The sequence below is a fragment of the Pseudomonas sp. FW305-70 genome (assembly GCF_058783925.1).
This window is the reverse complement of record NZ_JBYSYZ010000002.1, coordinates 102,539-128,077: the sequence shown is the minus strand read 5'-3', so window position 1 is coordinate 128,077 and position 25,539 is coordinate 102,539. Positions and strand designations below refer to the sequence as shown.

Sequence of the window (25,539 nt, the reverse complement as noted above, 5' to 3'; positions counted from 1 at the left end):
CAAACTAACCCGCATATAGACAAGGTGAAAACTCTCTAATGGCCGATTGGCAGTCCCTCGATCCCGAGGCCGCTCGTGAAGCGGAAAAATATGAAAACCCTATTCCTAGCCGCGAACTGATCCTTCAGCACCTTGCTGATAGGGGTTCGCCTGCTAACCGCGAGCAACTGGTCGAAGAGTTTGGTCTGACCACAGAAGACCAGATCGAAGCCCTGCGCCGCCGCCTGCGCGCCATGGAGCGCGATGCTCAACTCATCTATACCCGTCGCGGCACTTATGCGCCGGTGGACAAGCTTGACCTGATCCTGGGCCGCATCAGCGGTCACCGTGACGGCTTCGGCTTCCTGGTGCCGGACGACGGCAGTGACGATCTGTTCATGAGCCCGGCGCAGATGCGTCTGGTGTTCGACGGTGATCGTGCCCTGGCGCGTGTTTCCGGTCTGGATCGTCGTGGTCGCCGTGAGGGCATGATCGTCGAAGTGGTGTCCCGTGCTCACGAGACCATCGTCGGTCGCTACTTCGAAGAGGGCGGTATCGGTTTCGTCGTCGCGGATAACCCGAAGATCCAGCAGGAAGTGCTGGTGACGCCGGGCCGTAATGCCAACGCGCAGATCGGTCAGTTCGTCGAAGTAAAGATCACTCACTGGCCGACGCCACGCTTCCAGCCGCAAGGCGACGTGGTTGAAGTCGTGGGCAACTACATGGCGCCGGGCATGGAAATCGACGTCGCCCTGCGTACTTATGACATTCCTCACGTCTGGCCTGACGCCGTGCTCAAGGAAGCCGGCAAGCTCAAGCCGGAAGTCGAAGAGAAAGACAAAGAGAAGCGCATCGACCTGCGTCATCTGCCGTTCGTCACCATTGACGGCGAAGATGCCCGCGACTTCGACGATGCGGTCTATTGCGAAGCCCGTCCGGGCAAGCTGCGTCTGTTCTCCGGCGGCTGGAAGCTGTACGTGGCGATTGCCGACGTATCCAGCTACGTGAAGCTCGGTTCGGCGCTGGATGCCGAAGCGCAGGTTCGCGGCAACTCGGTGTACTTCCCCGAGCGCGTGATCCCGATGCTGCCTGAGCAGCTGTCCAACGGTTTGTGCTCGCTGAACCCGCAAGTCGATCGTCTGGCCATGGTTTGCGAGATGACCATCTCCAAGTCCGGCGAAATGACCGACTACTGCTTCTACGAAGCGGTGATCCACTCCCATGCGCGCCTGACCTACAACAAAGTCAGCGCCATGCTGGAAACGCCGAAAGCCACCGAGGCGCGCAAGCTTCGCGGCGAATACACCGACGTCGTGCCGCACCTCAAGCAGCTGTACTCGCTGTACAAGGTATTGCTGGCGGCCCGTCACGTTCGTGGTGCGATCGATTTCGAGACCCAGGAAACCCGGATCATCTTCGGTTCCGAGCGCAAGATTGCCGAAATTCGTCCGACCGTACGCAACGACGCACACAAGCTGATCGAGGAATGCATGCTGGCGGCCAACGTGGCCACTGCCGAATTCCTGAAAAAGCATGAAATTCCTGCGTTGTACCGCGTTCACGATGGTCCGCCACCGGAGCGTCTGGAAAAACTGCGCGCCTTCCTCGGTGAACTTGGTTTGTCCCTGCACAAAGGCAAGGACGGTCCGTCGCCGAAGGATTACCAGGCATTGCTGGCCGGTATCAAGGATCGTCCGGATTTCCACCTGATCCAGACCGTCATGCTGCGTTCGTTGAGCCAGGCGGTGTACAGCGCTGATAACCAGGGCCACTTCGGCCTGAATTACGAAGCCTATACCCACTTCACCTCGCCGATCCGCCGCTATCCGGACTTGCTCACGCATCGCGCAATCCGCAGCGTGATCCATTCGAAGCAGAACACCCCGCACGTTCGCCGTGCCGGTGCGATGACCATTCCGAAAGCGCGCATCTATCCGTACGACGAAGCGGCCCTGGAGCAGCTCGGCGAGCAGTGCTCGATGAGCGAGCGCCGTGCCGACGAAGCAACCCGCGACGTGGTGAACTGGCTCAAGTGCGAGTTCATGAAAGATCGCGTGGGCGAGTCGTTCCCGGGTGTGATCACGGCCGTGACCGGTTTTGGTCTGTTCGTCGAGCTGACCGATATCTACGTCGAAGGCCTGGTGCACGTCACCGCGCTGCCGGGCGATTACTACCACTTCGATCCTGTGCACCACCGCCTGGCCGGTGAGCGCACCGGTCGCAGCTTCCGCCTGGGCGACACCGTGGAAGTGCGAGTCATGCGCGTCGACCTCGACGAGCGCAAGATCGACTTCGAGATGGCCGAAAAAACCATCAGCGCGCCGATCGGCCGCAAAAAACGCGGTACCGAAAGTGCAGCGCCTGCAGCGAAAGTCGAAGCAGAACCGGCCCCGGCGAAAACCGGTCGCCGTCCTGCCAAGGAAAAGGCTGTGGAAGCCTATCGCCCGAGCGATGCCGCGGCGAAAAACGCCGAAGTGCGCAAAAGTCGTGAAATGAAACAGGCGTTGCTGGCCGGTGCGAAAAGCGGCGGTAAAGCGGCGTCTGGGGGAAAGACCAGCCGGTCGGCGCCTGACAAGGCCGTCGGCGGCAAGCCAGCCAAACCGAGCAAACATCGTAAAGGCCCGCCAAAAGCGGGCTCGGCTCCAGCCAAGAGTGGCGGGGCGCGTAAACCTAAGGCCAAGCCATGAGTCAGTTGGAAAAGATCTACGGCGTCCATGCTGTAGAAGCGTTGTTGCGTCACCACCCGAAACGCGTCAAGCAGATCTGGCTGGCCGAAGGCCGCAATGATCCTCGGGTCCAGACGCTGATTGAGCTGGCCAACGAAAACCGGGTCCAGGTCGGCCAGGCCGAGCGCCGCGAAATGGACGCCTGGGTTGAGGGCGTGCACCAGGGCGTGGTCGCGGACGTGAGTCCGAGCCAGGTCTGGGGTGAGGCAATGCTCGACGAACTGCTCGATCGCACCGACGGCGCACCGTTGTTGCTGGTGCTCGACGGCGTGACCGATCCGCACAACCTCGGCGCCTGCCTGCGTTCCGCCGATGCGGCGGGCGCGCTGGCCGTGATCGTGCCGAAGGACAAGTCGGCGACCCTGACGCCGGTTGTACGGAAAATCGCCTGCGGCGCGGCGGAAGTGATTCCGCTGGTTGCCGTGACCAACCTGGCGCGCACCCTGGAAAAGCTCCAGCAGCGTGGCTTGTGGGTTGTCGGTACGGCCGGCGAGGCTGAGGTCAGTCTGTATGATCAGGATCTCACCGGCCCGACCATCCTCATCATGGGCGCCGAAGGCAAGGGCATGCGTCGCCTGACCCGTGAGCATTGCGACTATCTGGTGAATCTGCCGATGGCCGGTAGCGTCAGCAGTCTCAACGTTTCCGTGGCGACCGGCGTCTGCCTGTTCGAAGCGCAGCGCCAGCGCAGCGTCAAAGCCAAGGCTGCCGCCAAGAAATCCTGATCCGGTTGCAGTCCCTGTGGGAGCGGGCTTGCTCGCGAAAGCGGAGTAACATTCAGCAAAGATGTTGAGTGTCGTACCGCATTCGCGAGCAAGCCCGCTCCCACAGTGTTTTGCGGTGTGGCATGAATTTGGTGGCTGTTCAAATAATCACCAATTGCCTTGCGCCTCCCTCATCCCTTCTCTACAATTGCGCCCCTTGCTGTGATGGCAGGCACCAACGTGTCTAGCGTCCGCAAGTCCATAAGTGTCATTCACTCCTTGTCTGACCGCTTTTGAGCGGCAGGCTACAACCCGTAAGGAGCATTCATGCGTCATTACGAAATCATCTTTTTGGTCCACCCGGATCAAAGCGAGCAAGTCGGCGGCATGGTTGAGCGTTACACCAAGCTGATCGAAGAAGACGGCGGCAAAATCCACCGTCTGGAAGATTGGGGCCGTCGTCAACTGGCCTACGCAATCAACAATGTTCACAAGGCTCACTACGTGATGCTGAACGTTGAGTGCACTGGCAAGGCCCTGGCCGAGCTGGAAGACAACTTCCGCTACAACGATGCAGTGATCCGTAACCTGGTCATCCGTCGCGACGAAGCCGTTACCGGCCAGTCCGAGATGCTCAAGGCTGAAGAAAACCGCAGTGAGCGCCGTGAGCGTCGCGACCGTCCTGAGCACGAAGGCGTTGAAAGCGCTGACAGTGATGACAGCGACAACAGCGATAACGCTGACGAGTAATCCACGGACCTTTTAAGGAGCCTATCAAATGGCACGTTTCTTCCGTCGTCGTAAATTCTGCCGCTTCACCGCTGAAGACGTGAAAGAGATCGATTACAAAGATCTCAACACTCTGAAAGCCTACGTATCCGAGACCGGCAAAATTGTTCCAAGCCGCATCACCGGTACCAAAGCTCGTTATCAGCGTCAGCTGGCCACCGCTATCAAGCGCGCCCGCTTCCTGGCCCTGCTGGCCTACACCGACAGCCACGGCCGCTGAGACCGGGCAGTCGACACGTAGCAAAGGATTGAATGCATGCGGGCCATAGCTGAGTTCATCATGCGCGGCCGTATGCAGGCCACTCTGGTAGTGGCTGGATGCGCGGCGATGCCGTTGTTGTATTGGTTGGGTGCTGCCGCCGGATGCCTTGTGCTCCTGCGGCGCGGATTGAGGGACGCCCTGGGCGTTCTTGCTCTGGGACTGCTGCCGGCATTGGCCTGGTGGCTTTACTCCGACGACCCACGGGCACTTCTGGTGCTGCTGGGGTCTGCGAGCCTTGCGTTGGTTTTGCGCGCAAGCGAGTCCTGGAACCGCGTGCTGCTGGTCAGCATAGCGATGGGAGTGGTGTTTTCAGTGGTGTTGGGGACAGCTTTTGCTCCCCAGATCGAGATGCTGGCGCAGGCTTTGATCAAAGTCATGCCGTCGCTACTCGGTGATGTCTACCAGAAGTTGTCGGTAGACGAACAAGCGCGTTTCGCGTCCCTGATTGCACCGGTCCTGACCGGCCTGATTGCGGCGTTGTTGCAAATCGTCAGCTTGCTGAGCCTGCTTGTCGGGCGCTACTGGCAGGCGTTGTTGTACAACCCGGGCGGTTTTGGTCGCGAGTTTCGCGCCATCCGCATCCCGCTGTTGCCGGCGATGTTGCTGCTGGCGTGCATGCTTCTGGGGCCGAACATCGGTCCGCAGTTGGCCATGTTGACGCCGTTGTGCAGCGTACCGCTGGTGTTCGCCGGGCTGGCCCTGATTCACGGGCTGGTGGCGCAGAAGCGACTGGCCAGGTTCTGGCTGGTGGGGTTGTACGTGACGCTGTTGCTGTTCATGCAACTGATCTATCCGTTGCTGGTGGTCCTGGCCATCGTCGACAGCCTGATTGATTTTCGCGGTCGTTCGGCACCGAAAGATGCCGATAACGCGAACGGTGAAGGTTAAAAGTTAAGAGGATTTTCACATGCAACTGATCCTTCTGGAAAAAGTCACCAACCTGGGCAACCTGGGTGACAAAGTGAACGTTAAGGCTGGTTACGGTCGTAACTACCTGCTGCCTTACGGCAAAGCTACCGCTGCGACCCCAGCCAACCTGGCTGCGTTCGAAGAGCGTCGCGCTGAGCTGGAAAAAGCTGCAGCAGATCGCAAAGCATCGGCTGAAAGCCGCGCTGCCCAACTGGCCGAGCTGGAAGTGACCATCACTGCCACCGCTGGCGACGAAGGCAAGCTGTTCGGTTCGATCGGTACTCACGACATCGCTGACGCACTGACCGCCTCCGGCGTTGAAGTGCAGAAGAGCGAAGTTCGTCTGCCGAACGGCACCATCCGCAACGTAGGCGAATTCGACGTAGCCGTGCACCTGCACGCCGAAGTTGAAGCCACCGTACGCGTTGTCGTGGTAGCAGCTTAAGCAGCACTTGTCGGCTGGCACCCTCGGGTGCTTGCCGGTAACATCGGGCACGATCCTGTTTACAGGTCGTGCCCTTTGTCTTTCTGGCATCCCAGTTTTTACATTCCTGCTTTCCAAAAAAAAACCAAGTGGCCATGAACGAAATCTTAGCTCCCGAGCAATACGACCTGCAAACCGCCGCGCTGAAGGTGCCGCCGCATTCCATCGAGGCCGAACAGGCTGTGCTCGGTGGTCTGATGCTGGACAACAACGCCTGGGAACGCGTGCTCGATCAGGTCTCCGACGGCGATTTCTATCGACATGACCACCGCCTGATTTTCCGCGCGATCGCCAAACTGGCCGATCAGAACATGCCGATCGACGTCGTGACCCTGTCCGAGCAACTGGACAAGGAAGGCCAGACCTCGCAAGTCGGCGGTCTCGGCTATCTCGGCGAGCTGGCGAAAAACACGCCATCTGTCGCCAACATCAAGGCCTATGCGCAGATCGTTCGCGAACGGGCGACATTGCGTCAATTGATCGGCATCAGCACCGAAATCGCCGATAGCGCTTTCAATCCTGAAGGCCGTACCGCCGCCGAGATTCTTGACGAAGCCGAGCGCCAGATCTTTCAGATTGCCGAGGCCCGGCCAAAAACCGGTGGCCCGGTGGGCGTCAACGACCTGCTGACCAAGGCCATCGACCGCATCGACACCCTGTTCAACACCGACAACGCCATCACCGGCCTGTCCACCGGCTATACCGACCTCGACGAGAAAACCAGCGGCCTGCAACCGGCCGACCTGATCATCGTCGCCGGCCGTCCGTCCATGGGTAAAACCACCTTTGCGATGAACCTGGTGGAAAACGCCGTGTTGCGCAGCGAGAAGGCCGTCCTGGTTTACTCCCTCGAGATGCCAGGCGAATCGCTGATCATGCGTATGCTGTCTTCCCTCGGCCGCATCGACCAGACCAAGGTGCGTTCCGGTCAGTTGGAAGACGACGACTGGCCGCGCCTGACCTCGGCGGTCAACCTGCTCAACGACCGCAAGCTGTTCATCGACGATACCGCGGGCATCAGCCCGTCGGAAATGCGCGCCCGGACCCGCCGCCTGGTGCGCGAACACGGCGATGTCGGCCTCATCATGATCGACTACCTGCAACTGATGCAGATCCCGGGTTCCAGCGGTGACAACCGGACCAACGAGATTTCCGAGATCTCGCGATCCCTGAAGGCCCTGGCCAAGGAATTCAACTGCCCGGTGGTGGCGCTCTCGCAGCTCAACCGCTCCCTGGAACAGCGGCCGAACAAGCGCCCGGTGAACTCCGACTTGCGGGAATCCGGAGCGATCGAGCAGGACGCCGACGTGATCATGTTCGTGTATCGCGACGAGGTGTATCACCCGGAAACCGAGCACAAGGGTATTGCCGAAATCATCATCGGCAAGCAGCGGAACGGGCCGATCGGCTTTATCCGGCTGGCTTTTATCGGTAAGTACACCCGATTCGAGAACCTGGCGCCGGGTAGCTACAACTTCGACGACGACGAGTAACATTGTTGTCTCGGCTGGCCCCTTCGCGGGCAAGCCCGCTCCCACAGGTACAGCGCCGCCCATGTGGGAGCGGGCTTGCTCGCGAAAGGGGTCGCCGCAATTTCCGACCACAGCCGTCGGAATTGGTCAAAATTTGTGCTATATTCCGCGCCCGCGAAATTCAATGAAAGCCAACACCGGTTATCGACATGCAAGCAGCCAAGCCGTTATTTGACTATCCCAAGTACTGGGCCGAATGTTTCGGGCCAGCGCCGTTCCTGCCCATGAGCAGGGAGGAGATGGATCAGCTCGGCTGGGATTCCTGCGACATCATCATCGTCACCGGTGATGCCTACGTCGATCACCCGTCGTTCGGCATGGCGATCATCGGCCGGCTGCTGGAGTCCCAGGGCTTCCGCGTCGGGATCATTGCCCAGCCGAACTGGCAGTCCAAAGACGACTTCATGAAGCTCGGCGAGCCGAACCTGTTCTTCGGTGTCGCGGCCGGCAACATGGACTCGATGATCAACCGCTACACCGCGGACAAGAAAATCCGCTCCGACGATGCCTACACCCCGGGTGGCCTGGCGGGCAAGCGTCCGGATCGCGCAAGCCTGGTCTACAGCCAGCGCTGCAAGGAAGCCTACAAGCACGTGCCAATCGTGCTCGGCGGCATCGAAGCGTCGCTGCGCCGCATCGCGCATTACGACTACTGGCAGGACCGCGTGCGCAACTCGATCCTGATCGACGCCAGCGCCGACATCCTGCTCTACGGCAACGCCGAGCGCGCGATCGTCGAGGTTGCCCAGCGTCTGTCCTACGGTCACAAGATCGAAGACATCACCGACGTGCGCGGGACCGCGTTCATCCGTCGTGATACGCCGCAAGGCTGGTACGAAGTCGACTCCACGCGCATCGATCGTCCGGGCAAGATCGACAAGATCATCAACCCGTACGTCAACACCCAGGACACCCAGGCCTGTGCCATCGAGCAGGAAAAAGGTCCGGTTGACGATCCGCAGGAAGCCAAGGTCGTGCAGATTTTGGCCAGTCCGCGCATGACCCGCGACAAGACCGTGATCCGTCTGCCGTCGGTGGAAAAGGTCCGCAATGACGCGGTGCTCTACGCCCACGCTAACCGCGTGCTGCACCTGGAAACCAACCCGGGTAATGCCCGCGCGCTGGTGCAGAAGCACGGCGAAGTGGACGTCTGGTTCAACCCACCACCGATTCCGATGACCACCGAAGAAATGGACTACGTGTTTGGCATGCCTTACGCCCGTATTCCGCACCCGGCGTATGGCAAGGAGAAAATCCCGGCCTACGACATGATCCGTTTCTCGGTGAACATCATGCGTGGCTGCTTCGGCGGCTGCACCTTCTGCTCGATCACCGAGCACGAAGGGCGGATCATCCAGAACCGTTCCCACGAGTCGATCATTCGCGAAATCGAAGAAATTCGCGACAAGGTGCCCGGTTTTACCGGTGTGATCTCCGACCTTGGTGGCCCGACCGCGAACATGTACCGCATTGCCTGCAAGAGCCCGGAAATCGAATCCGCATGCCGCAAGCCATCGTGCGTGTTCCCGGGTATCTGCCCGAACCTGAACACCGACCACTCGGCGCTGATCCAGCTGTACCGCAGTGCACGTGAATTGCCGGGTGTGAAGAAGATCCTGATCGCTTCCGGCCTGCGTTATGACCTCGCGGTCGAGTCGCCGGAATACGTTAAAGAGCTGGTGACCCACCACGTCGGTGGTTACCTGAAGATCGCCCCGGAACACACCGAGGAAGGTCCGCTCAACCAGATGATGAAACCGGGCATCGGCAGCTATGACAAGTTCAAGCGCATGTTCGAGAAGTACTCCAAGGAAGCGGGCAAGGAGCAGTACCTGATCCCGTACTTCATCGCCGCCCACCCGGGTACCACCGATGAAGACATGATGAACCTGGCCCTGTGGCTCAAGGGCAACGGTTTCCGTGCCGACCAGGTGCAGGCGTTCTACCCGTCGCCGATGGCCACCGCCACCGCGATGTACCACTCGGGCAAGAACCCGCTGCGCAAGGTCACCTACAAGAGTGACGCGGTGACCATCGTCAAGAGCGAGGAGCAGCGTCGTCTGCACAAGGCGTTCTTGCGTTATCACGACCCGAAAGGTTGGCCGATGCTGCGTGAGGCACTGACCCGCATGGGCCGCGCCGACCTGATCGGGCCGGGCAAGAATCAGTTGATTCCTTTGCACCAGCCGTCGACTGACAGCTACCAGAGCGCCCGTCGCAAGAACTCGACGCCGGCCGGCAGCCATAAGGTGGCCAAGGAAAAGACCACCAAGATCCTCACCCAGCACACCGGCCTGCCACCGCGTGCCAGCGATGGCGGCAACCCGTGGGACAAGCGCGAACAGGCCAAGGCGGCGGCGTTCGCCCGCAACCAGCAGGCGGCCAAGGAACGCAAGGACGCGGCCAAGGGCAAGGGGCCGAAGCCGGCTCGCAAACCCGTCGTACCGCGCTAAGCCTCGCCTGCGCTGAACAGAACGCCAACCTTCGGGTTGGCGTTTTGCATTCCTGGCTTGGAGGGTGTGCAGGGCTGCTGGCCTCTTCGCGGGCAAGCCCGCTCCCACAGTGTCCGAGTCAAACACAAATTTTGCGAACGCCTCTAAACCTGTGGGAGCGGGCTTGCCCGCGAAGAGGCCGGTTTTGGCGGCGTCTATGCAACGGAACGCCACAAATACGTGCAACTCGTGCAATCCAATTCTCCGCATCGCCCGTTTTTGGTGCTGTACTGCCTCAGGCAATCGAAGAAAGCGCCAGCAATGCGCGATGGCATAAGTCTTGCGCGCTTTCCAATACGCTCAAGGCTCGCAGGAGGCACGCCGTGTCGATTCATGTCGCATTGCACCATGTCACGCATTACCGCTATGACCGCGCTGTCGAGCTCGGCCCGCAGATTGTTCGCCTGCGTCCCGCTGCCCACAGCCGCACGCGGATTCTGTCTTATGCGCTGAAAGTCTCGCCCGAGCAGCACTTTATCAACTGGCAGCAGGACCCTCAGGGCAATTACCTGGCGCGGCTGGTGTTCCCGGAGAAAACCGAAGAACTGCGGATCGAGGTCGATCTGCTGGCGGAGATGGCGATCTTCAATCCGTTCGACTTCTTCCTCGAACCCTACGGGGAAAAGATCCCCTTCACCTATGCCGCAGATGAGCGCAAGGAACTGGCGCCGTATCTGGAAACCCTGCCGCTGACGCCGAAATTCAAGGCCTATCTGGACGGCATCGACCGCACACCGTTACCGGCCGTGGACTTCCTCGTCGCGCTCAACCAGCGCCTGAGCGAAGACATTGACTACCTGATTCGCATGGAACCCGGCGTGCAGACGCCGGAACACACCCTCGAACACGCCTCCGGTTCCTGCCGCGACTCGGCATGGTTGTTGGTGCAACTGCTGCGCAACCTGGGACTGGCGGCGCGCTTCGTGTCGGGTTACCTGATCCAGCTGACCGCCGACGTGAAAAGTCTCGATGGTCCGTCCGGCACCGAAGTGGATTTCACCGACCTGCACGCCTGGTGCGAGGTGTACTTGCCCGGTGCCGGCTGGATCGGCCTGGACGCAACCTCCGGGCTGTTTGCCGGTGAAGGACATATTCCGTTGGCCTGTAGTCCCGATCCGTCTTCTGCGGCGCCGATCAGTGGCCTGGTGGAACCCTGCGAGTGCGAATTCAGCCACGAAATGTCCGTGGAGCGGATTTGGGAAGCGCCGCGGGTCACCAGGCCCTACACCGACGACCAGTGGATGACGATCCAGGCCCTGGGCCGACAGATCGATGCCGACTTGCTGGAGGGCGATGTGCGCCTGACCATGGGCGGCGAGCCGACCTTTGTGTCCATCGATGATCCGGACGGAGCCGAGTGGAATACCGCGGCACTGGGGCCGGATAAGCGGCGATTGTCCGCCGAACTGTTCCAGCGCATGCGTAAACACTACGCGCCCAAGGGACTGGTGCATTTCGGGCAGGGCAAGTGGTACCCCGGCGAGCAGCTGCCGCGCTGGTCGCTCAATTGTTACTGGCGCCGCGACGGCGTGCCGATCTGGCACAACAGCGCGTTGATCGCCGACGAACAACAAGACTACGGCGCCGATGGCGCGCTGGCCGGGCGTTTTCTGGCGAGTGTCGCCGAACGCCTGAAAATTCCGACTCGCTTCGTTTTTCCAGCCTACGAAGACAACTTCTATTACCTCTGGCGCGAAGGGATGCTGCCGCAAAACGTCAGCGCCGAAGATTCCCGTCTGGAGGAACCGTTGGAGCGGGCGCGTCTGCGCAAAGTGTTCAGCCAGGGGTTGGACAAGGTAATTGGCCAGGTCCTTCCGCTGGCGCGCACCGCCAAGGGCGATCAGTGGCAGAGCGGCCGCTGGTATCTGCGCGACGAGCACTGCCGACTGGTGCCGGGGGACTCGCCGCTGGGCTATCGCTTGCCGCTGGGGTCGCAACCTTGGGTGAAAGCGGCGGAGTATCCATTCATCCATGCGCAAGACCCGAATCAGGCGTTCCCGCCGCTGCCTGACACCGGCCAGCTGCAGAGCCAGGGCGCAGCCGTCACAGAAGAGCGCGCGCCAAAAATCGATGAGTCCGCCGACTGGCTGACCCGCACGGCCTTCTGTGCCGAGGCGCGGGAAGGCCGTTTGTACCTGTTCATGCCGCCGCTGGAGCGGGTCGAGGACTACCTTGAACTGGTCGCGGCCATCGAAGCCACCGCTGAAGAACTGATGTGCCCGGTATTGCTGGAGGGCTATGAGCCGCCGAGCGATCCACGCCTGAGCAACTTCCGCATCACCCCGGACCCGGGGGTGATCGAGGTCAACGTGCAGCCGTCCGCCACCTGGGATGAATTGGTCGAGCGCACCGAGTTCCTCTACGAAGAAGCGCGCCAGACCCGCCTGACCACCGAGAAATTCATGATCGACGGCCGGCACACCGGTACGGGCGGCGGTAACCATTTCGTGCTGGGTGGCGCGACCCCGGGGGACTCGCCGTTTCTGCGTCGCCCGGATCTGCTGCGCAGCCTGATCAGCTACTGGCACAACCACCCGTCCTTGTCCTACCTGTTTTCCGGATTGTTCATCGGCCCGACGTCCCAGGCGCCCCGCGTCGACGAAGCGCGCAACGATGCCTTGTACGAACTGGAAATCGCTTTTGCGCAAATGCCCTCACCGGGTGAGGAGTGTCCGCCATGGTTGGTGGATCGACTGCTGCGCAACCTGCTGATCGATGTCACCGGCAACACCCACCGCGCCGAGTTCTGCATCGACAAACTCTATTCGCCGGACGGTGCCACCGGGCGCCTCGGATTGCTGGAGCTACGTGCGTTCGAGATGCCGCCCCATGCCCGCATGAGCCTGGCGCAACAATTGTTGCTGCGGGCGCTGGTGGCGCGGTTCTGGCGCGAGCCCTATGCACCGCAAAAACTCGCGCGCTGGGGCACGGAGCTGCACGATCGCTTCCTGCTGCCGCACTTTATCGAGCAGGATTTTGCCGATGTCATCGTCGACCTCAACGCCGCCGGTTATCCGGTGCGGGCTGAATGGTTCGCCGCGCATCTGGAGTTCCGTTTTCCCAAGGTGGGCGATTACGCCGTCAGCGGTATTGCACTGGAGCTGCGTCAGGCGCTCGAGCCCTGGCACGTACTGGGTGAAGAGGGCGCCATGGGCGGCACGGTGCGTTACGTGGATTCGTCGCTGGAGCGTTTGCAGGTCAAACTCAGCGGCTTGCCGCCCCAGCGTTATCTGCTGACCTGCAATGGCATTCCTGTTCCATTGCAGCCCACCGGGCGAGTCGGCGAATTCGTCGCGGGCGTGCGTTTTCGTGCCTGGCAACCGGCCAATTGCCTGCAGCCGACCATCCCGGTCCACGCGCCGCTGGTATTTGACCTGCTCGATACCTGGATGCAGCGTTCGCTGGGCGGCTGCCAGTACCACGTCGCCCACCCGGGCGGGCGCAATTACGACAGCTTGCCGATCAATGCCAACGAGGCCGAGAGCCGGCGGATGGCACGCTTCTTCCGTGTCGGGCACACGCCGGGGACACTGCCTGTACCCCATCTGGACATTAACGATGAACTACCGATGACGCTCGATTTGCGACGTTTCTAAACCGTCCGCGACGCCCGGATTTTTCGTATATCCGGGCGTCACGAGCCTGCGCTAGTCTGACCGATCATTGCTGTCTGCCGAGTTTTCCATGCCTGACCTGCTAGACCGCTACCCGCTGACGGCGGGCACCTATCACGAACTGCTCGACGACAGTGGCGCCGTGCGCCCGCACTGGCGCCGGCTGTTCGAGCAGTTGCAACGCAGCACGCCGGCGCAATTGGTGCAGCGTCAGGCCCTGCTGACCCGGCAAATCCAGGAAAACGGCGTTACCTATAACGTCTATGCCGACCCCAAGGGCGCTGACCGGCCGTGGGAGCTGGACCTGCTACCCCACGTCATCGCTGCCGATGAATGGCAACAGTTGTCGGCCGGCATCGCGCAGCGGGCGCGTTTGCTCAATGCCGTACTGGCTGACCTTTACGGTCCGCAACGGCTGATTGCCGAAGGCCTGCTGCCCGCCGAACTGGTGTTCGGTCACAACAATTTCCTTTGGCCCTGTCAGGGCATCAGCCCGCCTGACGGAGCCTTTCTGCATCTGTATGCCGTGGATCTGGCGCGCACACCCGATGGCCGCTGGTGGGTCACGGCGGACCGCACCCAGGCGCCTTCGGGTGCCGGGTATGCGCTGGAAAACCGCACGATTGTGTCCCGGGCCTTTCCCGAGTTGTACCGTGATTTGAAGGTGCAACACCTGGCCGGGTTCTTCCGAACCTTGCAGGAAACACTGGCTCGTCAGGCCCCCAGTGACGAGGACGCACCCTTGGTGGTGCTGCTGACACCCGGGCGGTTTAACGAAAGCTATTTCGAACATCTGTACCTGGCGCGTCAGCTCGGTTATCCGCTGGTGGAGGGCGGCGATCTGACGGTGCGCGACGCCACGGTCTACCTGAAGACCCTGAGTGGACTGCGCCGGGTGCACGCGATCATGCGTCGGCTCGACGATGACTTCTGCGACCCGCTGGAACTGCGCACTGATTCGGCCCTCGGAGTCCCTGGTCTGCTGGAAGCGGTGCGGCAGGGGCGTGTGCTGGTGGCCAACGCGCTCGGCAGTGGTGTGCTGGAATCGCCGGGCTTGCTGGGTTTCCTGCCGAAGATCAATCAGTTCCTGTTCGGCGAAGAGCTGATCCTGCCGTCCATCGCCACCTGGTGGTGCGGCGAAGCGCCGGTATTGGCCCAGGCCCTGGAAAAACTGCCGGAGCTGCTGATCAAACCGGCGTTTCCGTCCCAGAGCTTTGCACCGGTATTTGGCCGCGACTTGAGTGAAAAAAAGCGCCAGGAGCTCGCCGAGCGCATGCAGGCCCGGCCATACGCTTATGTAGCGCAAGAACTTGCGCAATTGTCCCAGGCGCCGATCTGGCAATCCGAAGACGGTCAACTGCAACCCCGGGCCATCGGCATGCGCGTATATGCGGTGGCCAGCCGCGAGGGTTATCGGGTGTTGCCCGGTGGCTTGACCCGGGTCGCCGCCGACGCCGATGCCGAAGTGGTGTCGATGCAGCGCGGTGGCGCCAGCAAAGACACCTGGGTGCTGGGCGATCGTGCGCCCAGCGGCGAACAATGGAAGGCCCAACGCAACATCGGCGTGCATGACCTGGTGCGGCGCGATCCGTATCTGCCATCGCGGGTGGTGGAAAACCTGTTCTGGTTTGGCCGTTACTGCGAACGTTGCGATGACAGTGCTCGTTTGCTGCGCATCATGCTGGCGCGCTATGTCGACGGCGACGACCCGCAAGCCCTGCAGGCCGCAGTCGATCTCGGCGAACGGTTGATGCTGCTGCCCGAAGAGGGCGAATTACCCGAACGCCTGTTGGCGGCATTGCTCGGTGACGACTGGCCGTTCAGCCTGCGCTCCAATCTGCAACGCTTGCAGTGGGCCGCTTCGCAAGTGCGCGGCAAGCTCTCGCGGGAAAACTGGCAGGCGCTGGTGGAGTTGCAGCGCGAAGCCATGGAGCTGGAAACCGAAGAACCGGATTTCGGCGAGTTGCTGGATTTCCTCAACCGTCTGGTGATGTCCCTGGCGGCGCTGTCCGGCTTTGCCCTGGACGACATGACCCGGGACGAAGGCTGGCGTTTCCTGATGATTGGCCGGCGGATCGAACGCTTGCAGTTTCTCAGCGGCAGCCTGGCGGCGTTCCTGCGGGGCGCCGGGGTTTTCGATCAGGCCGGGCTGGAATGGTTGCTGGAGCTGGGCAACAGCAGCATCACCTACCGGTCGCGCTATCTGGCGGTCGCGCAGTTGATCCCGGTACTCGACCTGTTGTTGCTCGACGAGCAGAACCCTCACGCCGTGTTATTCCAGTTGAAACTGGTGACACGCACCCTCAAGCGTCTCAACGACGACTTTGGCGTACCGCGTGAAACAGTACTGCCGCAATTGGTCGAGCGTCTGGCGCGATTCGATCTGGGTTGCCTGGAAAACCCGCTGTTCGGCGACGCCAGTGTTCGCGCCGCCATCGAAGGGCTGGCCGCACTGTTGCAGGAGATCGCTGACGCCAGCGGGCAAGTCTCCGATCGCCTGGCGCTGCGGCATTTCGCCCATGTCGACGATGTCAGCCAGCGCACGGTGTCTGTCTGATGAGCGCCCGTTACCAGATTTTCCACGACACCCATTATCACTACGACAGCCCGGTGTCCCTGGCCCAGCAGCTGGCGCATTTGTGGCCGCGCCCTTGTGCCTGGCAGCGTTGCTCCGACCGGCAATTGCAGATCAGTCCGCAGCCGACCTCGCGTCGCGATGAGCTCGATGTATTCGGCAATCCGCTGACCCGGCTGGCGTTCGAGCGTCCCCACGATGAGTTGCTGGTCAACGCCAGCCTCACGATCGAAGTATTGCCCCGACCTGTGCTGGACTTCAGTAAGTCTGCGGCGTGGGAACACACACGAAGCGCACTGACCTACAGCAGCCAACCGTTGTCGCCAGAATTGCTCGAAGCCTGTCGATACCGGTTCGAATCGCCGTATGTGCATTTGAAGAAAAACTTCGTCGAGTTCTCGCAAAGCTGTTTTCCACCCGGTCGACCGTTGTTGCTAGGCGTGCAGGCGCTGATGGAGAAAATCTTCAGCGAGTTCACTTTCGATGCTGAAGCTACCCAGGTGGCGACGCCGCTGGTGGAAGTACTGGAACGCCGACGCGGGGTCTGCCAGGACTTTGCTCACCTGATGCTCGCTTGCGTACGCTCCCGTGGATTGGCCGCGCGCTACATCAGTGGCTACCTGCTGACCCAGCCACCACCGGGCCAGCCACGGCTGATCGGCGCCGATGCGTCCCACGCCTGGGTCTCGGTGTTTTGTCCGGTGTCGGGGTGGGTGGATTTCGATCCGACCAACAATGTGCAGCCGGCGCTGGAGCACATCACCCTGGCCTGGGGCCGGGATTTTTCCGATGTGTCGCCGTTGCGGGGGGTAATCCTGGGAGGAGGGAACCACGACCCGGAAGTTCGGGTAACCGTGATGCCACTGGAATAACAACGATCGACTGTAGGAGCGAGCTTGCTCGCGATGGGCGTGAACGATGACGCGTACTGTCAGGAAAAATGCGTTGTCTTGGAGTTTTTCGCGAGCAAGCTCGCTCCTACAGGGGGCGGTATGTGCAGCTCTTTGGGGTGGGGTTTTAGATCGGCCTGTGAGGATCGGCAGCCAAGCTGCCAATCCATTACACAGATCCGGTGGGCCAGATCAGATCAACCGGCCGGAGGTTCTCAGGCGTCGGGCGCCGAGTCTTTTGGTGCATCAACATCGTCTTCTGCCGCCACTTCACCCTCAGGGTTCAGTGCCGCTTCTTCAGCTGTAGCTTTCTTGCGCTGAAGCTTTTCCTCTTTCTTCTGCTCCTTGGCCAAGTCTCTCTGACGTTTGGCGAAGGAATAATTAGGTTTAGCCATGGGCGATCCTCTGGGGTCGAAGGTGAGGTTGAGCGGCGCATATTCTGCCCTGTATCGGTGCCGAGCCGTTAGCTGGGTTTTTGCTCGGCCCACTTTGGCGCTACGGACGGTTGCCAGGCATCCAGCGCATCGAGCAGGTTTTGCGGTGATTCGCTCACCTGCAGCATGTCACGGTGCTGGCCGCGAACGAAGCCTTCGCCGACGATGTGATCAAGAAAAGACGTCAATTTGCTGTAGAAACCGTTCACTTCCAGCAATCCCAGCGGTTTTCCGTGGTAGCCGAGCTGGCCCCAGGTCCAGACTTCGAACAGTTCTTCAAGGGTGCCAAGGCCACCGGGCAGCGCGATAAAGGCATCGCTGAGTTCGGCCATCCGGGCCTTGCGCGCGTGCATGCCATCGACAACTTCCAGGCGGGTCAGGCCGCTGTGGCCGATTTCCTTGTCCTTGAGGCTTTGCGGGATGATGCCGATCACTTCTCCGCCGGCCGCCAGGGCCGCATCAGCGACGATGCCCATCAGCCCCACGGCGCCACCGCCATACACCAGGGTCAGCTTGCGTTCGGCCAGAGCCCGGCCAAGGGCCACGGCTGCTTCGCGGTAAGCCGGGTGGGTGCCGGTGCTGGCGCCACAAAATACACAAACGGATGTTAAAGACATGCCTTGCTCCATGGTCAATCAGGGCCACAGAGTAAAGGCAGGCGCGCGGCACTCCAAGGGCTAGACTTGGTGTTTTGGCGTTTCGTACGTACCGCTGGCGCCGCAGGCGTAGGCGGCCAGCAAACTGCACAACAGGCTGTTGATCGACATGACAGGCATTCCATTTGAAGGGGGACGGCCTGATGATAGGCCCGGGCCAGACACTTGGCCGTTAGATATTTCGCATCGGTGCCATAGCGCGAAAGTTGTATACAATTTTTGATTCAAGTCATATGAACTTGCGAAGTTTTCAGGCAGTCTTCTGTTTATTCGCGATTTCGTTAACCCTGCCTTGGAGATTCACCATGTTTGCCAAACTTGTTGCGGTATCCCTGTTGACACTGGCCAGCAGCCAATTGATGGCTGCCGAGTGCAAAGTCACTGTCGACTCCACCGACCAGATGTCTTTCGACACGAAGGCCATCGAAATCGACAAGAGCTGCAAGACGTTTACCGTGGAACTCAAGCACTCCGGCAGCTTGCCGAAGAACGTCATGGGCCATAACTGGGTGCTGAGTAAAGAAGCCGACATGCAGCCGATCGCCACCGATGGCCTGAGCGCCGGCATCGACAAGAACTACCTGAAAGAAGGTGACGCCCGTGTGATCGCCCACACCAAGATCATCGGCGCCAAGGAAACCGATTCGGTGACCTTCGACGTGTCCAAGCTCGCGGCCGGTGAAAAGTACGGGTTCTTCTGCTCGTTCCCGGGCCACATCTCGATGATGAAAGGCACCGTGACCCTGAAGTAATCAGGTACACCGCGTCATCGTTCTTCGCGAGCAAGCCCGCTCCCACATTTAGACCGCGATCAAATGTGGGAGCGGGCTTGCCCGCGAAGGGGCCAGAAGCATCGACATATGTTGGCCAAAGAAAAAGCCCGCTGAAGCTCAACACATCAGCGGGCTTTTTCATTCACTCACGCTTCAAGGCGCAAATGGCATCACACGCTTGTGATGGGTCTTGTTGTAGGTGTCGCAAATGATCTTGAACGCTTCCTCACGCACCGGATGGCCGTGCAGGAACGCGTCGATCTCGGCATAGGTCACGCCGTGGGAGGCTTCGTCCGGTTTGCCGGGCGACAGGTCTTCAAGGTCCGCCGTCGGGACTTTTTCCACCAGCGATTCCGGCGCGCCGAAGCTGCGGGCGATGGCGCGGACCTGGTTTTTCACCAGACCGCTCAGTGGCGCCAGGTCGCAGGCGCCGTCACCGAACTTGGTGAAGAACCCCATCACCGCTTCCGCCGCGTGATCGGTGCCGATCACCAGGCCATGGGCCGCGCCGGCAATGGTGTACTGGGCGACCATGCGCATGCGCGCCTTGGTGTTGCCAAGCACGAAGTCCACCGACACCGCATGTTTGCCTTCGAAGGCCGCCACTTCACTGGCCAGGGATTTGACCGCCGGGCCGATGTTCACGGTGTGGCGCTCGTCCGGCTTGATGAAGTCCACCGAAGCCTGGGCGTCGTGTTCATCGAACTGGGTTTCGTAGGGCAGGCGCACGGCAATGAATTTGTACGCGGCATCACCGCTGCGCTGGCGCAGTTCACGCACGGCCCGTTGGGCCAGCAGGCCGGCGGTCAGGGAGTCGACACCGCCACTGATGCCCAGGACCAGGGTCTTGAGCCCGGAGTTGACCAGGCAGTCCTGAATGAAAGTCACCCGCCGGGCGACTTCGGCCTCAAGGGCGGCTTCGTCGGCGAATGGCGGCTGGACCTTGAGCTGTTCAGCAATCTCACGCTGTACGGCTTGCATGAATTCACTCCTTGCTTGATGGACTTGAAAGGGCGGCAGGTACTTGGAAAACGTGTCGCAAGTACGCGACGAAATTCGGGTCTTTGCAGTGCGTCTTGCCAGGCTCGTCGGAGATCTTCGCCACCGGCTGGCCGTTGCAGGCGGCCATTTTAAGCACGATGCTCATCGGTTCGACACCCGGAATATCACAGGTCAGGTTGGTGCCGATGCCGAAGCTGACATTGATCCGACCGCGCAGCGCCCGGAATATCTCCAGGGCCCTGGGCAGGGTCAGGCTGTCGGAGAAGGTCAGTGTCTTGCTCATCGGGTCGATACCGAGCTTGTGATAGTGGGCGATGGCTTTTTCCGCCCAGACCACCGGATCGCCCGAATCGTGGCGCAGACCGTCGAAAAGCTTGGCGAAAAACAGATCGAAATCGCCGAGGAAGGCATCCATGGTGATGCAGTCGGTCAGGGCAATCCCCAGCAGGCCACGGTATTCGCGGACCCAGCAATCGAGTGCGGCGATCTGGCTGTCGATCAGCCGCGGGCCGAGCTGCTGGTGCGCCATGATCCATTCGTGGGCCATGGTGCCCAGCGGTTTCATGTCCAGCTCCCGGGACAGGTGCACGTTGCTGGTGCCGACAAAGCGTCCGGGGAAGTCGTGCTTGAGCACATTCACCACTTCTTCCTGTACGCGATACGAGAACCGGCGGCGCGTGCCGAAATCGGCCACCTGCAACTCGGACAATTCATCGCTGCTGGCGTTGGCGCTCAGCCAGTCGAACTTGCGGTAGAGCTGCTCGCGGGCCTGCTCCAGCACGACTTCGCGATAGCGATAGCGATTGCGTACCTCGCTGACCAGCGCCAGCAGCGGCACTTCGAACAGGATCACATGCAGCCAGGGGCCGCGCAGGCGGATGACCAGCTCGCCGTTTTCGATACCGGTGTGGAGGTAGCGCAGGTTGAAGCGAAACAAGCCGAGAAAGCGCAGGAAATCCGGCTTCAGGAAGCTGATGCGTTCCAGAAAGCTCAATTGATCGGCGCTCAGGCTCAGTTCGGCCAGGCGCTCGATCTGGAAACGGATCTCCGCCAGGTAGGGGCGCAAATCCTCGCCGTTACGGCAACGAAACTCCCATTCGACTTCGACGTTGGGGTAGTTGTGCAGCACCGCCTGCATCATCGTCAGCTTGTAGAAGTCGGTGTCGAGCAGGTTCTGCACGATGCGATCGGCAAACACACTCTCGCTCATAGCGGGGGGTCTCCAGCGTTGCAGCGGTATTGATCAATGGCGCTAGTGGCGCATATCAGGGGGCAGGATTGCCAGCGATTTCTTGGATCAAAACTGATCCCTGTGGGAGCGGGCTTGCTCGCGAAAGCGGTTTCACATCCAACAATGATGTTGCCTGACACTCGGCCTTCGCGAGCAAGCCCGCTCCCACAGGGGGTGTGCAAGGGCCTAATGCGGCACCGCCTCCGGGCTATCAATCTGCTCCAGCATCCATTTCACAAAGTCCCGCACCTTGGGCACTTCCGCCGAGTGCTCCGGGTACGCAAGGTAATAGGCATCGCTGCTGGGCATTGCATGCTGCCAGGGAATGACCAGCTTGCCGTCGGCCAGTTCCTCTTCCACCAGAAAGCGCGGTAGCAGCGCCACGCCGCAGCCAACCTGGGCGGCGCGGATGCACATGTAAAAGGTTTCGAAACGCGGGCCGTGGTAGCTGTGCTCGGTGTGGTAGCCCTGGTGGTCGAACCAGTCATGCCAGGCCTGGGGGCGGGAGGCGTTTTGCAGCAGGACCAGGTCGGTCAGTTGCGTCGGGTCGGTGAACGGCGTATCCGGCAGGCTACCCGGGGCGCACACTGGCACCAGCTCTTCACCAAACAGCTTCAGGCATTCGGTGCCGGGCCGCGAGCCCTGGCCGAAGTAGAACGCCAGGTCGCTGCGACCTTGCAGCAGGTCGTCGGCTTCCTGTTCGCTGCACAGGTCCAGATGGATCGACGGGTGCCGCAGACGCCAGCCTTTCAGGCGCGGTACCAGCCAGCGCGCGCCGAAAGTGGGCGGCGTCGAAACCCGCAGGACTTCGGTTTCGCCACCGTAGGAACGCAAGTAGTGGGTCGACATCTCGACCTGAGTGAGGATTTTTCGCACCTCGACCAGGTACAGATCGCCGGCCGGCGTCATCTGCAGGCGGCGGCGCACCCGACGGAACAGCAGGTGCTGCAACAGCTCCTCGAGTTGCGCGACCTGTTTGCTCACGGCGCTCTGGGTCAGGTTCAGCTCTTCGGCAGCCCGGGTGAAGCTCAAGTGCCGGGTGACGGCTTCGAAGCACTGCAACGCAGCGATCGATGGCAGGTAGCGTTTATTCAGCATGGGCGGTCCTTGGTTCTTGTTTCTTATTGCCAGCAATGCACAGCATGAATAAACGGAATGATATCTCTCTTAAAGGTCGTTTGTTGAGTAACCTCCGGGCAGCTAAAACTACAGGCCTGATCAGCCGTGATTTTCCGGCTGCACGTGTTCTGTCTTTTGCTTGAGGAGTGACCCATGGTTGCCGCATTGCTTGATCGTCTAGGTGTGAACCCGGCCCTGTACCAGAACGGCAAAGTGCCGGTGCATTCGCCGGTCGATGGCAGCAGGATCGCCGCCGTGAACTGGGAAGGCGCGGCTGAGGTCGAGCAGCACATCAGTCGCGCAGATCATGCGTTCGAACTGTGGCGCAAGGTTCCGGCACCGCGCCGTGGTGAGTTGGTGCGTCAATTCGGTGAAGTGCTGCGCGAATACAAGGCCGACCTCGGCGAGCTGGTGTCCTGGGAGGCCGGCAAGATCACTCAGGAAGGCCTGGGTGAAGTTCAGGAAATGATCGACATCTGCGATTTCGCCGTCGGCCTGTCCCGTCAGTTGTACGGTTTGACCATCGCCTCCGAGCGCCCTGGCCACCATATGCGTGAAACCTGGCACCCGCTGGGCGTTGTCGGGGTGATCAGTGCCTTCAACTTCCCGGTTGCGGTATGGGCCTGGAACACCACGCTGGCACTGGTGTGCGGCAACCCTGTGGTGTGGAAACCGTCGGAAAAGACCCCGCTCACCGCGCTGGCCTGCCAGGCGCTGTTCGACCGCGTCGTGAAGAACTTCAGCGATGCACCTGCGAATTTGTGCCAGGTAGTGATCGGTGGTCGCGATGCCGGCGAAGCCTTGGTGGACGACCCGCGCGTAGCCCTGATCAGCGCCACCGGCAGCACCCGTATGGGCCGCGAAGTGGCACCGAAAGTGGCCGCGCGCTTTGCCCGCAGCATTCTCGAACTGGGCGGTAACAACGCCATGATCCTCGGCCCGAGCGCCGACCTGGACATGGCTGTTCGCGCGATTCTGTTCAGCGCCGTCGGCACCGCCGGTCAGCGCTGCACCACCCTGCGTCGACTGATCGCTCATGAATCGGTGAAAGAAGAAATCGTCACCCGCCTGAAAGCCGCGTACTCGAAAGTACGTATCGGCCATCCGCTGGAAGGCAACCTGGTCGGCCCGCTGATCGACAAGCAAAGCTTCGACAACATGCAGGATGCGCTGGAGCAGGCCTTGAGCGAAGGCGGCAAGGTCTTCGGCGGCAAGCGTCAGCTGGAAGACCAGTTCCCGAACGCTTACTACGTTTCGCCGGCCATCGTCGAAATGCCGGAGCAGAGCGACGTCGTGTGCCACGAAACCTTCGCCCCGATCCTGTACGTGGTCGGCTACACCGACTTCCAGGAAGCGCTGCGCCTGAACAACGCCGTGCCACAAGGCCTGTCCTCGTGCATCTTCACCACCGATGTGCGTGAAGCCGAGCAGTTCATGTCGGCGGTGGGCAGCGATTGCGGCATCGCCAACGTCAACATTGGCCCGAGCGGTGCGGAAATCGGTGGCGCGTTTGGTGGTGAGAAAGAAACCGGCGGCGGTCGTGAGTCCGGTTCCGATGCATGGCGCGGCTACATGCGCCGCCAGACCAACACCGTGAACTATTCGCTGGAGTTGCCGTTGGCGCAGGGCATCACGTTCGATTAATTGTAGGAGCGAGCTTGCTCGCGATGATCGTCAACGATAACGCGGGCTTGCTGTTTAAAACGCGTTGCCATGACGTTTTTCGCGAGCAAGCTCGCTCCTACAGTGATTTGTGTGTTGGTTAGGTTTCTGTTGGAGTCTGGCAATGCCGTTACGCGAAGAGTGTCTGTGGGAAAAACTGACGCCACAGAGGCCGGACAATTCGGCCCTCAAGGGGGAGGTCACGGTGGATGTCTGCGTCATCGGCGCCGGGTTTACCGGTTTGTCGGCGGCGGTGCATCTGCTGGAGCAAGGCAAGACCGTCTGTGTGCTGGAGGCCCATCGTGCCGGCCATGGTGGCTCGGGGCGCAACGTCGGGCTGGTCAATGCCGGGATGTGGATTCCCCCGGACGAGATCGAAGCCGGGTTCGGCACTGAAGTCGGCAGCCAGCTCAACCGCATGCTGGGGGCGGCGCCATCCCTGGTGTTCAGCCTTGTGGACAAGTACAACATCGATTGCCAGTTGCGCCGCGAAGGCACGCTGCACATGGCGCACAACGCCCGTGGCGAAGCCGACTTGCGCAGTCGTGAAGAACAATGGAAACGTCGCGGTGCGCCGGTAGAGCTGCTCACCGGTCAGGCCTGCGAGCAAGCCACCGGCACGAAAAAGATCGCCGCGGCATTGCTCGATCGCCGCGCCGGCACGCTCAACCCGATGGCCTACACCACCGGGCTGGCCAAGGCGGCCATCGGCCTGGGTGGTCAATTGTTCGATCATTCCCCGGTCACCCGGCTCGAACGCCAGGGCCAGCGCTGGTCGGTGCAAACCACCCAGGGTTCGGTGATGGCCGAGAAGGTGGTGATTGCCTCCAATGCCTACACCGAAGGCGACTGGACGGAACTGCGGCGCAATTTCTTCCCCGGTTATTACTATCAGGTGGCCTCGGTGCCGCTGACCGAAGAAGCCGCCCGGCAAATTCTGCCCGGTGGCCAGGGCTCCTGGGACACCCGACAGGTGCTCAGCAGCATCCGCCGGGATAAAGACGGTCGCCTGCTGCTGGGCAGCCTGGGTAATGGCAATCAGAAGCCGACCTGGTTCCTCAAGGCCTGGGCCGACCGCGTGCAGCAGCACTATTTCCCGTACCTCAAACCGGTGGAATGGGAGTGCACCTGGACCGGCCGCATCGCCTTCACCCCCGATCATCTGATGCGCCTGTTCGAGCCAGCGCCCGGTTTGGTGGCAGTCACCGGTTACAACGGGCGGGGCGTGACCACGGGAACGGTGGTCGGCAAGGCCTTTGCCGATTACCTGTGTAACGGAAATCCTCAAGCGCTACCGATTCCTTTCGCGCCCATGCAGCCATTGGCCGGGGTGGGGTTGCGCAGCTGTCTGTATGAGGCGGGATTCTCGCTGTATCACGCAGGCCAGTGCCTGCGGATCGTGATCTGAATGTTGATTTTTGCAGTGGGGAAGCGGCGCTTTTTCGATCTGCAGCTAGCCTGTAGTGGTGCGGGTTGTAGCAGTCTCGCACCAGCAGTGTGCACTTCGGTGACGCACGTTGTTACAGGCTGGTTGCACGTCGTTTAAAGCCGCGGTTGCAATGATGGCGCAGGCGGGTTGCGCCTCAAAAAAATAATGGTTTTACCTTCTGCGGTTTAGACGGTTGCACGCCCAATGAAAATGGGATCGAAACAGTCGAAATAACAAGAAAGCAGCGACTTTTTTCAGAATAAAAAACCGATGGCAC

General features: G+C 60.9%; 19 protein-coding genes. 14 read left to right on the top strand and 5 right to left on the bottom strand.

The genetic code is table 11. From position 1 onward, the window contains the following. The first annotated feature begins 38 nt into the window (after positions 1-38). The 11 genes from rnr to AC3WN7_RS02060 all read left to right on the top strand — a co-directional run bounded on the left by rnr (position 39) and on the right by AC3WN7_RS02060 (position 16,938). Complete coding sequence (gene rnr / locus AC3WN7_RS02110) at positions 39-2,666, top strand: ribonuclease R (protein WP_102673156.1); 2,628 nt, start codon at positions 39-41, stop codon at positions 2,664-2,666. Further along, the gene (rlmB, locus tag AC3WN7_RS02105; protein ID WP_007973273.1) at positions 2,663-3,430 is read left to right on the top strand and encodes a 23S rRNA (guanosine(2251)-2'-O)-methyltransferase RlmB; all 768 of its coding nucleotides are present in this window, start codon (positions 2,663-2,665) and stop codon (positions 3,428-3,430) included. Before rnr ends, rlmB begins: the two co-directional genes overlap by 4 nt. 306 nt (positions 3,431-3,736) lie before the next feature. Continuing rightward, positions 3,737-4,159 carry a 30S ribosomal protein S6 gene (gene rpsF / locus AC3WN7_RS02100; protein ID WP_007973274.1) on the top strand — a complete coding sequence of 141 codons (423 nt, stop codon included), beginning with the start codon at positions 3,737-3,739 and terminating at the stop codon, positions 4,157-4,159. Between the two features lie 28 nt (positions 4,160-4,187). Beyond that, complete coding sequence (rpsR, locus tag AC3WN7_RS02095) at positions 4,188-4,418, top strand: 30S ribosomal protein S18 (RefSeq protein ID WP_002551829.1); 231 nt, start codon at positions 4,188-4,190, stop codon at positions 4,416-4,418. Between the two features lie 36 nt (positions 4,419-4,454). Next, positions 4,455-5,348: a YybS family protein gene (locus tag AC3WN7_RS02090; protein ID WP_015093234.1), complete on the top strand. Its 894-nt coding sequence runs from the start codon at positions 4,455-4,457 to the stop codon at positions 5,346-5,348. A gap of 19 nt (positions 5,349-5,367) precedes the next feature. Further along, entirely contained in the window at positions 5,368-5,814 is a 447-nt protein-coding gene (gene rplI, locus AC3WN7_RS02085; protein ID WP_007973276.1) for a 50S ribosomal protein L9, read from the top strand. A 134-nt stretch (positions 5,815-5,948) separates the two neighbouring features. Further along, a complete protein-coding gene (gene dnaB, locus AC3WN7_RS02080; RefSeq protein ID WP_095964704.1) occupies positions 5,949-7,346 on the top strand; it encodes a replicative DNA helicase in 1,398 nt (465 codons plus the stop codon). A gap of 188 nt (positions 7,347-7,534) precedes the next feature. After that, positions 7,535-9,838 carry a YgiQ family radical SAM protein gene (locus tag AC3WN7_RS02075; protein WP_102673155.1) on the top strand — a complete coding sequence of 768 codons (2,304 nt, stop codon included), beginning with the start codon at positions 7,535-7,537 and terminating at the stop codon, positions 9,836-9,838. Between the two features lie 362 nt (positions 9,839-10,200). Then, positions 10,201-13,473: a transglutaminase family protein gene (locus AC3WN7_RS02070; RefSeq protein WP_102673154.1), complete on the top strand. Its 3,273-nt coding sequence runs from the start codon at positions 10,201-10,203 to the stop codon at positions 13,471-13,473. Positions 13,474-13,561: 88 nt separating this feature from the next. Beyond that, positions 13,562-16,048, top strand: a complete 2,487-nt coding sequence (locus AC3WN7_RS02065; RefSeq protein ID WP_102673153.1) for a circularly permuted type 2 ATP-grasp protein — start codon at positions 13,562-13,564, stop codon at positions 16,046-16,048. Further along, positions 16,048-16,938: a transglutaminase family protein gene (locus AC3WN7_RS02060; RefSeq protein WP_102673152.1), complete on the top strand. Its 891-nt coding sequence runs from the start codon at positions 16,048-16,050 to the stop codon at positions 16,936-16,938. The genes AC3WN7_RS02065 and AC3WN7_RS02060 overlap by 1 nt, the downstream gene beginning before the upstream one ends. A 233-nt stretch (positions 16,939-17,171) precedes the next feature. Here AC3WN7_RS02060 and AC3WN7_RS02055 read toward each other — a convergent pair whose 3' ends face one another. Both AC3WN7_RS02055 and AC3WN7_RS02050 read right to left on the bottom strand, forming a co-directional pair. Further along, complete coding sequence (locus AC3WN7_RS02055) at positions 17,172-17,351, bottom strand: hypothetical protein (protein WP_007973286.1); 180 nt, start codon at positions 17,349-17,351, stop codon at positions 17,172-17,174. 68 nt (positions 17,352-17,419) lie between these two features. Continuing rightward, positions 17,420-18,007, bottom strand: a complete 588-nt coding sequence (locus AC3WN7_RS02050) for a cytokinin riboside 5'-monophosphate phosphoribohydrolase (RefSeq protein ID WP_007973290.1) — start codon at positions 18,005-18,007, stop codon at positions 17,420-17,422. Between the two features lie 344 nt (positions 18,008-18,351). Here AC3WN7_RS02050 and azu point away from each other — a divergent pair, with 344 nt between their 5' ends. Beyond that, positions 18,352-18,798 (top strand): azurin, encoded by a 447-nt coding sequence (gene azu / locus AC3WN7_RS02045; protein WP_015093240.1) that lies wholly within the window; start codon positions 18,352-18,354, stop codon positions 18,796-18,798. A 174-nt stretch (positions 18,799-18,972) separates the two neighbouring features. Here azu and nadE read toward each other — a convergent pair whose 3' ends face one another. The 3 genes from nadE to AC3WN7_RS02030 form a co-directional block, all read right to left on the bottom strand. Next, the gene (gene nadE, locus AC3WN7_RS02040; protein ID WP_095964709.1) at positions 18,973-19,800 is read right to left on the bottom strand and encodes an NAD(+) synthase; all 828 of its coding nucleotides are present in this window, start codon (positions 19,798-19,800) and stop codon (positions 18,973-18,975) included. 4 nt (positions 19,801-19,804) lie between these two features. Then, positions 19,805-21,031: a nicotinate phosphoribosyltransferase gene (gene pncB, locus AC3WN7_RS02035; protein WP_007973300.1), complete on the bottom strand. Its 1,227-nt coding sequence runs from the start codon at positions 21,029-21,031 to the stop codon at positions 19,805-19,807. Between the two features lie 207 nt (positions 21,032-21,238). Beyond that, positions 21,239-22,150, bottom strand: coding sequence for a LysR family transcriptional regulator (locus AC3WN7_RS02030; RefSeq protein ID WP_095964711.1), 912 nt, complete (start codon positions 22,148-22,150; stop codon positions 21,239-21,241). A gap of 174 nt (positions 22,151-22,324) precedes the next feature. Between AC3WN7_RS02030 and amaB the strand changes: the two genes are divergently transcribed. Further along, entirely contained in the window at positions 22,325-23,815 is a 1,491-nt protein-coding gene (gene amaB, locus AC3WN7_RS02025) for an L-piperidine-6-carboxylate dehydrogenase (RefSeq protein ID WP_007973303.1), read from the top strand. A 142-nt stretch (positions 23,816-23,957) separates the two neighbouring features. Beyond that, positions 23,958-25,241 carry an L-pipecolate oxidase gene (gene amaA, locus AC3WN7_RS02020; protein ID WP_102673151.1) on the top strand — a complete coding sequence of 428 codons (1,284 nt, stop codon included), beginning with the start codon at positions 23,958-23,960 and terminating at the stop codon, positions 25,239-25,241. Positions 25,242-25,539: the final 298 nt, after the last annotated feature.

Coding starts and splice junctions, on each gene's coding strand:
- nadE (WP_095964709.1), bottom strand. CDS start 19,800: ATGCAAGCCGTACAGCGTGAGATTGCTGAACAGCTCAAGGTCCAGCCG.
- AC3WN7_RS02075 (WP_102673155.1), top strand. CDS start 7,535: ATGCAAGCAGCCAAGCCGTTATTTGACTATCCCAAGTACTGGGCCGAA.
- amaA (WP_102673151.1), top strand. CDS start 23,958: ATGCCGTTACGCGAAGAGTGTCTGTGGGAAAAACTGACGCCACAGAGG.
- AC3WN7_RS02065 (WP_102673153.1), top strand. CDS start 13,562: ATGCCTGACCTGCTAGACCGCTACCCGCTGACGGCGGGCACCTATCAC.
- AC3WN7_RS02060 (WP_102673152.1), top strand. CDS start 16,048: ATGAGCGCCCGTTACCAGATTTTCCACGACACCCATTATCACTACGAC.
- pncB (WP_007973300.1), bottom strand. CDS start 21,031: ATGAGCGAGAGTGTGTTTGCCGATCGCATCGTGCAGAACCTGCTCGAC.
- dnaB (WP_095964704.1), top strand. CDS start 5,949: ATGAACGAAATCTTAGCTCCCGAGCAATACGACCTGCAAACCGCCGCG.
- AC3WN7_RS02090 (WP_015093234.1), top strand. CDS start 4,455: ATGCGGGCCATAGCTGAGTTCATCATGCGCGGCCGTATGCAGGCCACT.
- AC3WN7_RS02055 (WP_007973286.1), bottom strand. CDS start 17,351: ATGGCTAAACCTAATTATTCCTTCGCCAAACGTCAGAGAGACTTGGCC.
- rpsF (WP_007973274.1), top strand. CDS start 3,737: ATGCGTCATTACGAAATCATCTTTTTGGTCCACCCGGATCAAAGCGAG.
- rnr (WP_102673156.1), top strand. CDS start 39: ATGGCCGATTGGCAGTCCCTCGATCCCGAGGCCGCTCGTGAAGCGGAA.
- AC3WN7_RS02050 (WP_007973290.1), bottom strand. CDS start 18,007: ATGTCTTTAACATCCGTTTGTGTATTTTGTGGCGCCAGCACCGGCACC.
- rlmB (WP_007973273.1), top strand. CDS start 2,663: ATGAGTCAGTTGGAAAAGATCTACGGCGTCCATGCTGTAGAAGCGTTG.
- rpsR (WP_002551829.1), top strand. CDS start 4,188: ATGGCACGTTTCTTCCGTCGTCGTAAATTCTGCCGCTTCACCGCTGAA.
- AC3WN7_RS02030 (WP_095964711.1), bottom strand. CDS start 22,150: ATGCTGAATAAACGCTACCTGCCATCGATCGCTGCGTTGCAGTGCTTC.
- rplI (WP_007973276.1), top strand. CDS start 5,368: ATGCAACTGATCCTTCTGGAAAAAGTCACCAACCTGGGCAACCTGGGT.
- azu (WP_015093240.1), top strand. CDS start 18,352: ATGTTTGCCAAACTTGTTGCGGTATCCCTGTTGACACTGGCCAGCAGC.
- amaB (WP_007973303.1), top strand. CDS start 22,325: ATGGTTGCCGCATTGCTTGATCGTCTAGGTGTGAACCCGGCCCTGTAC.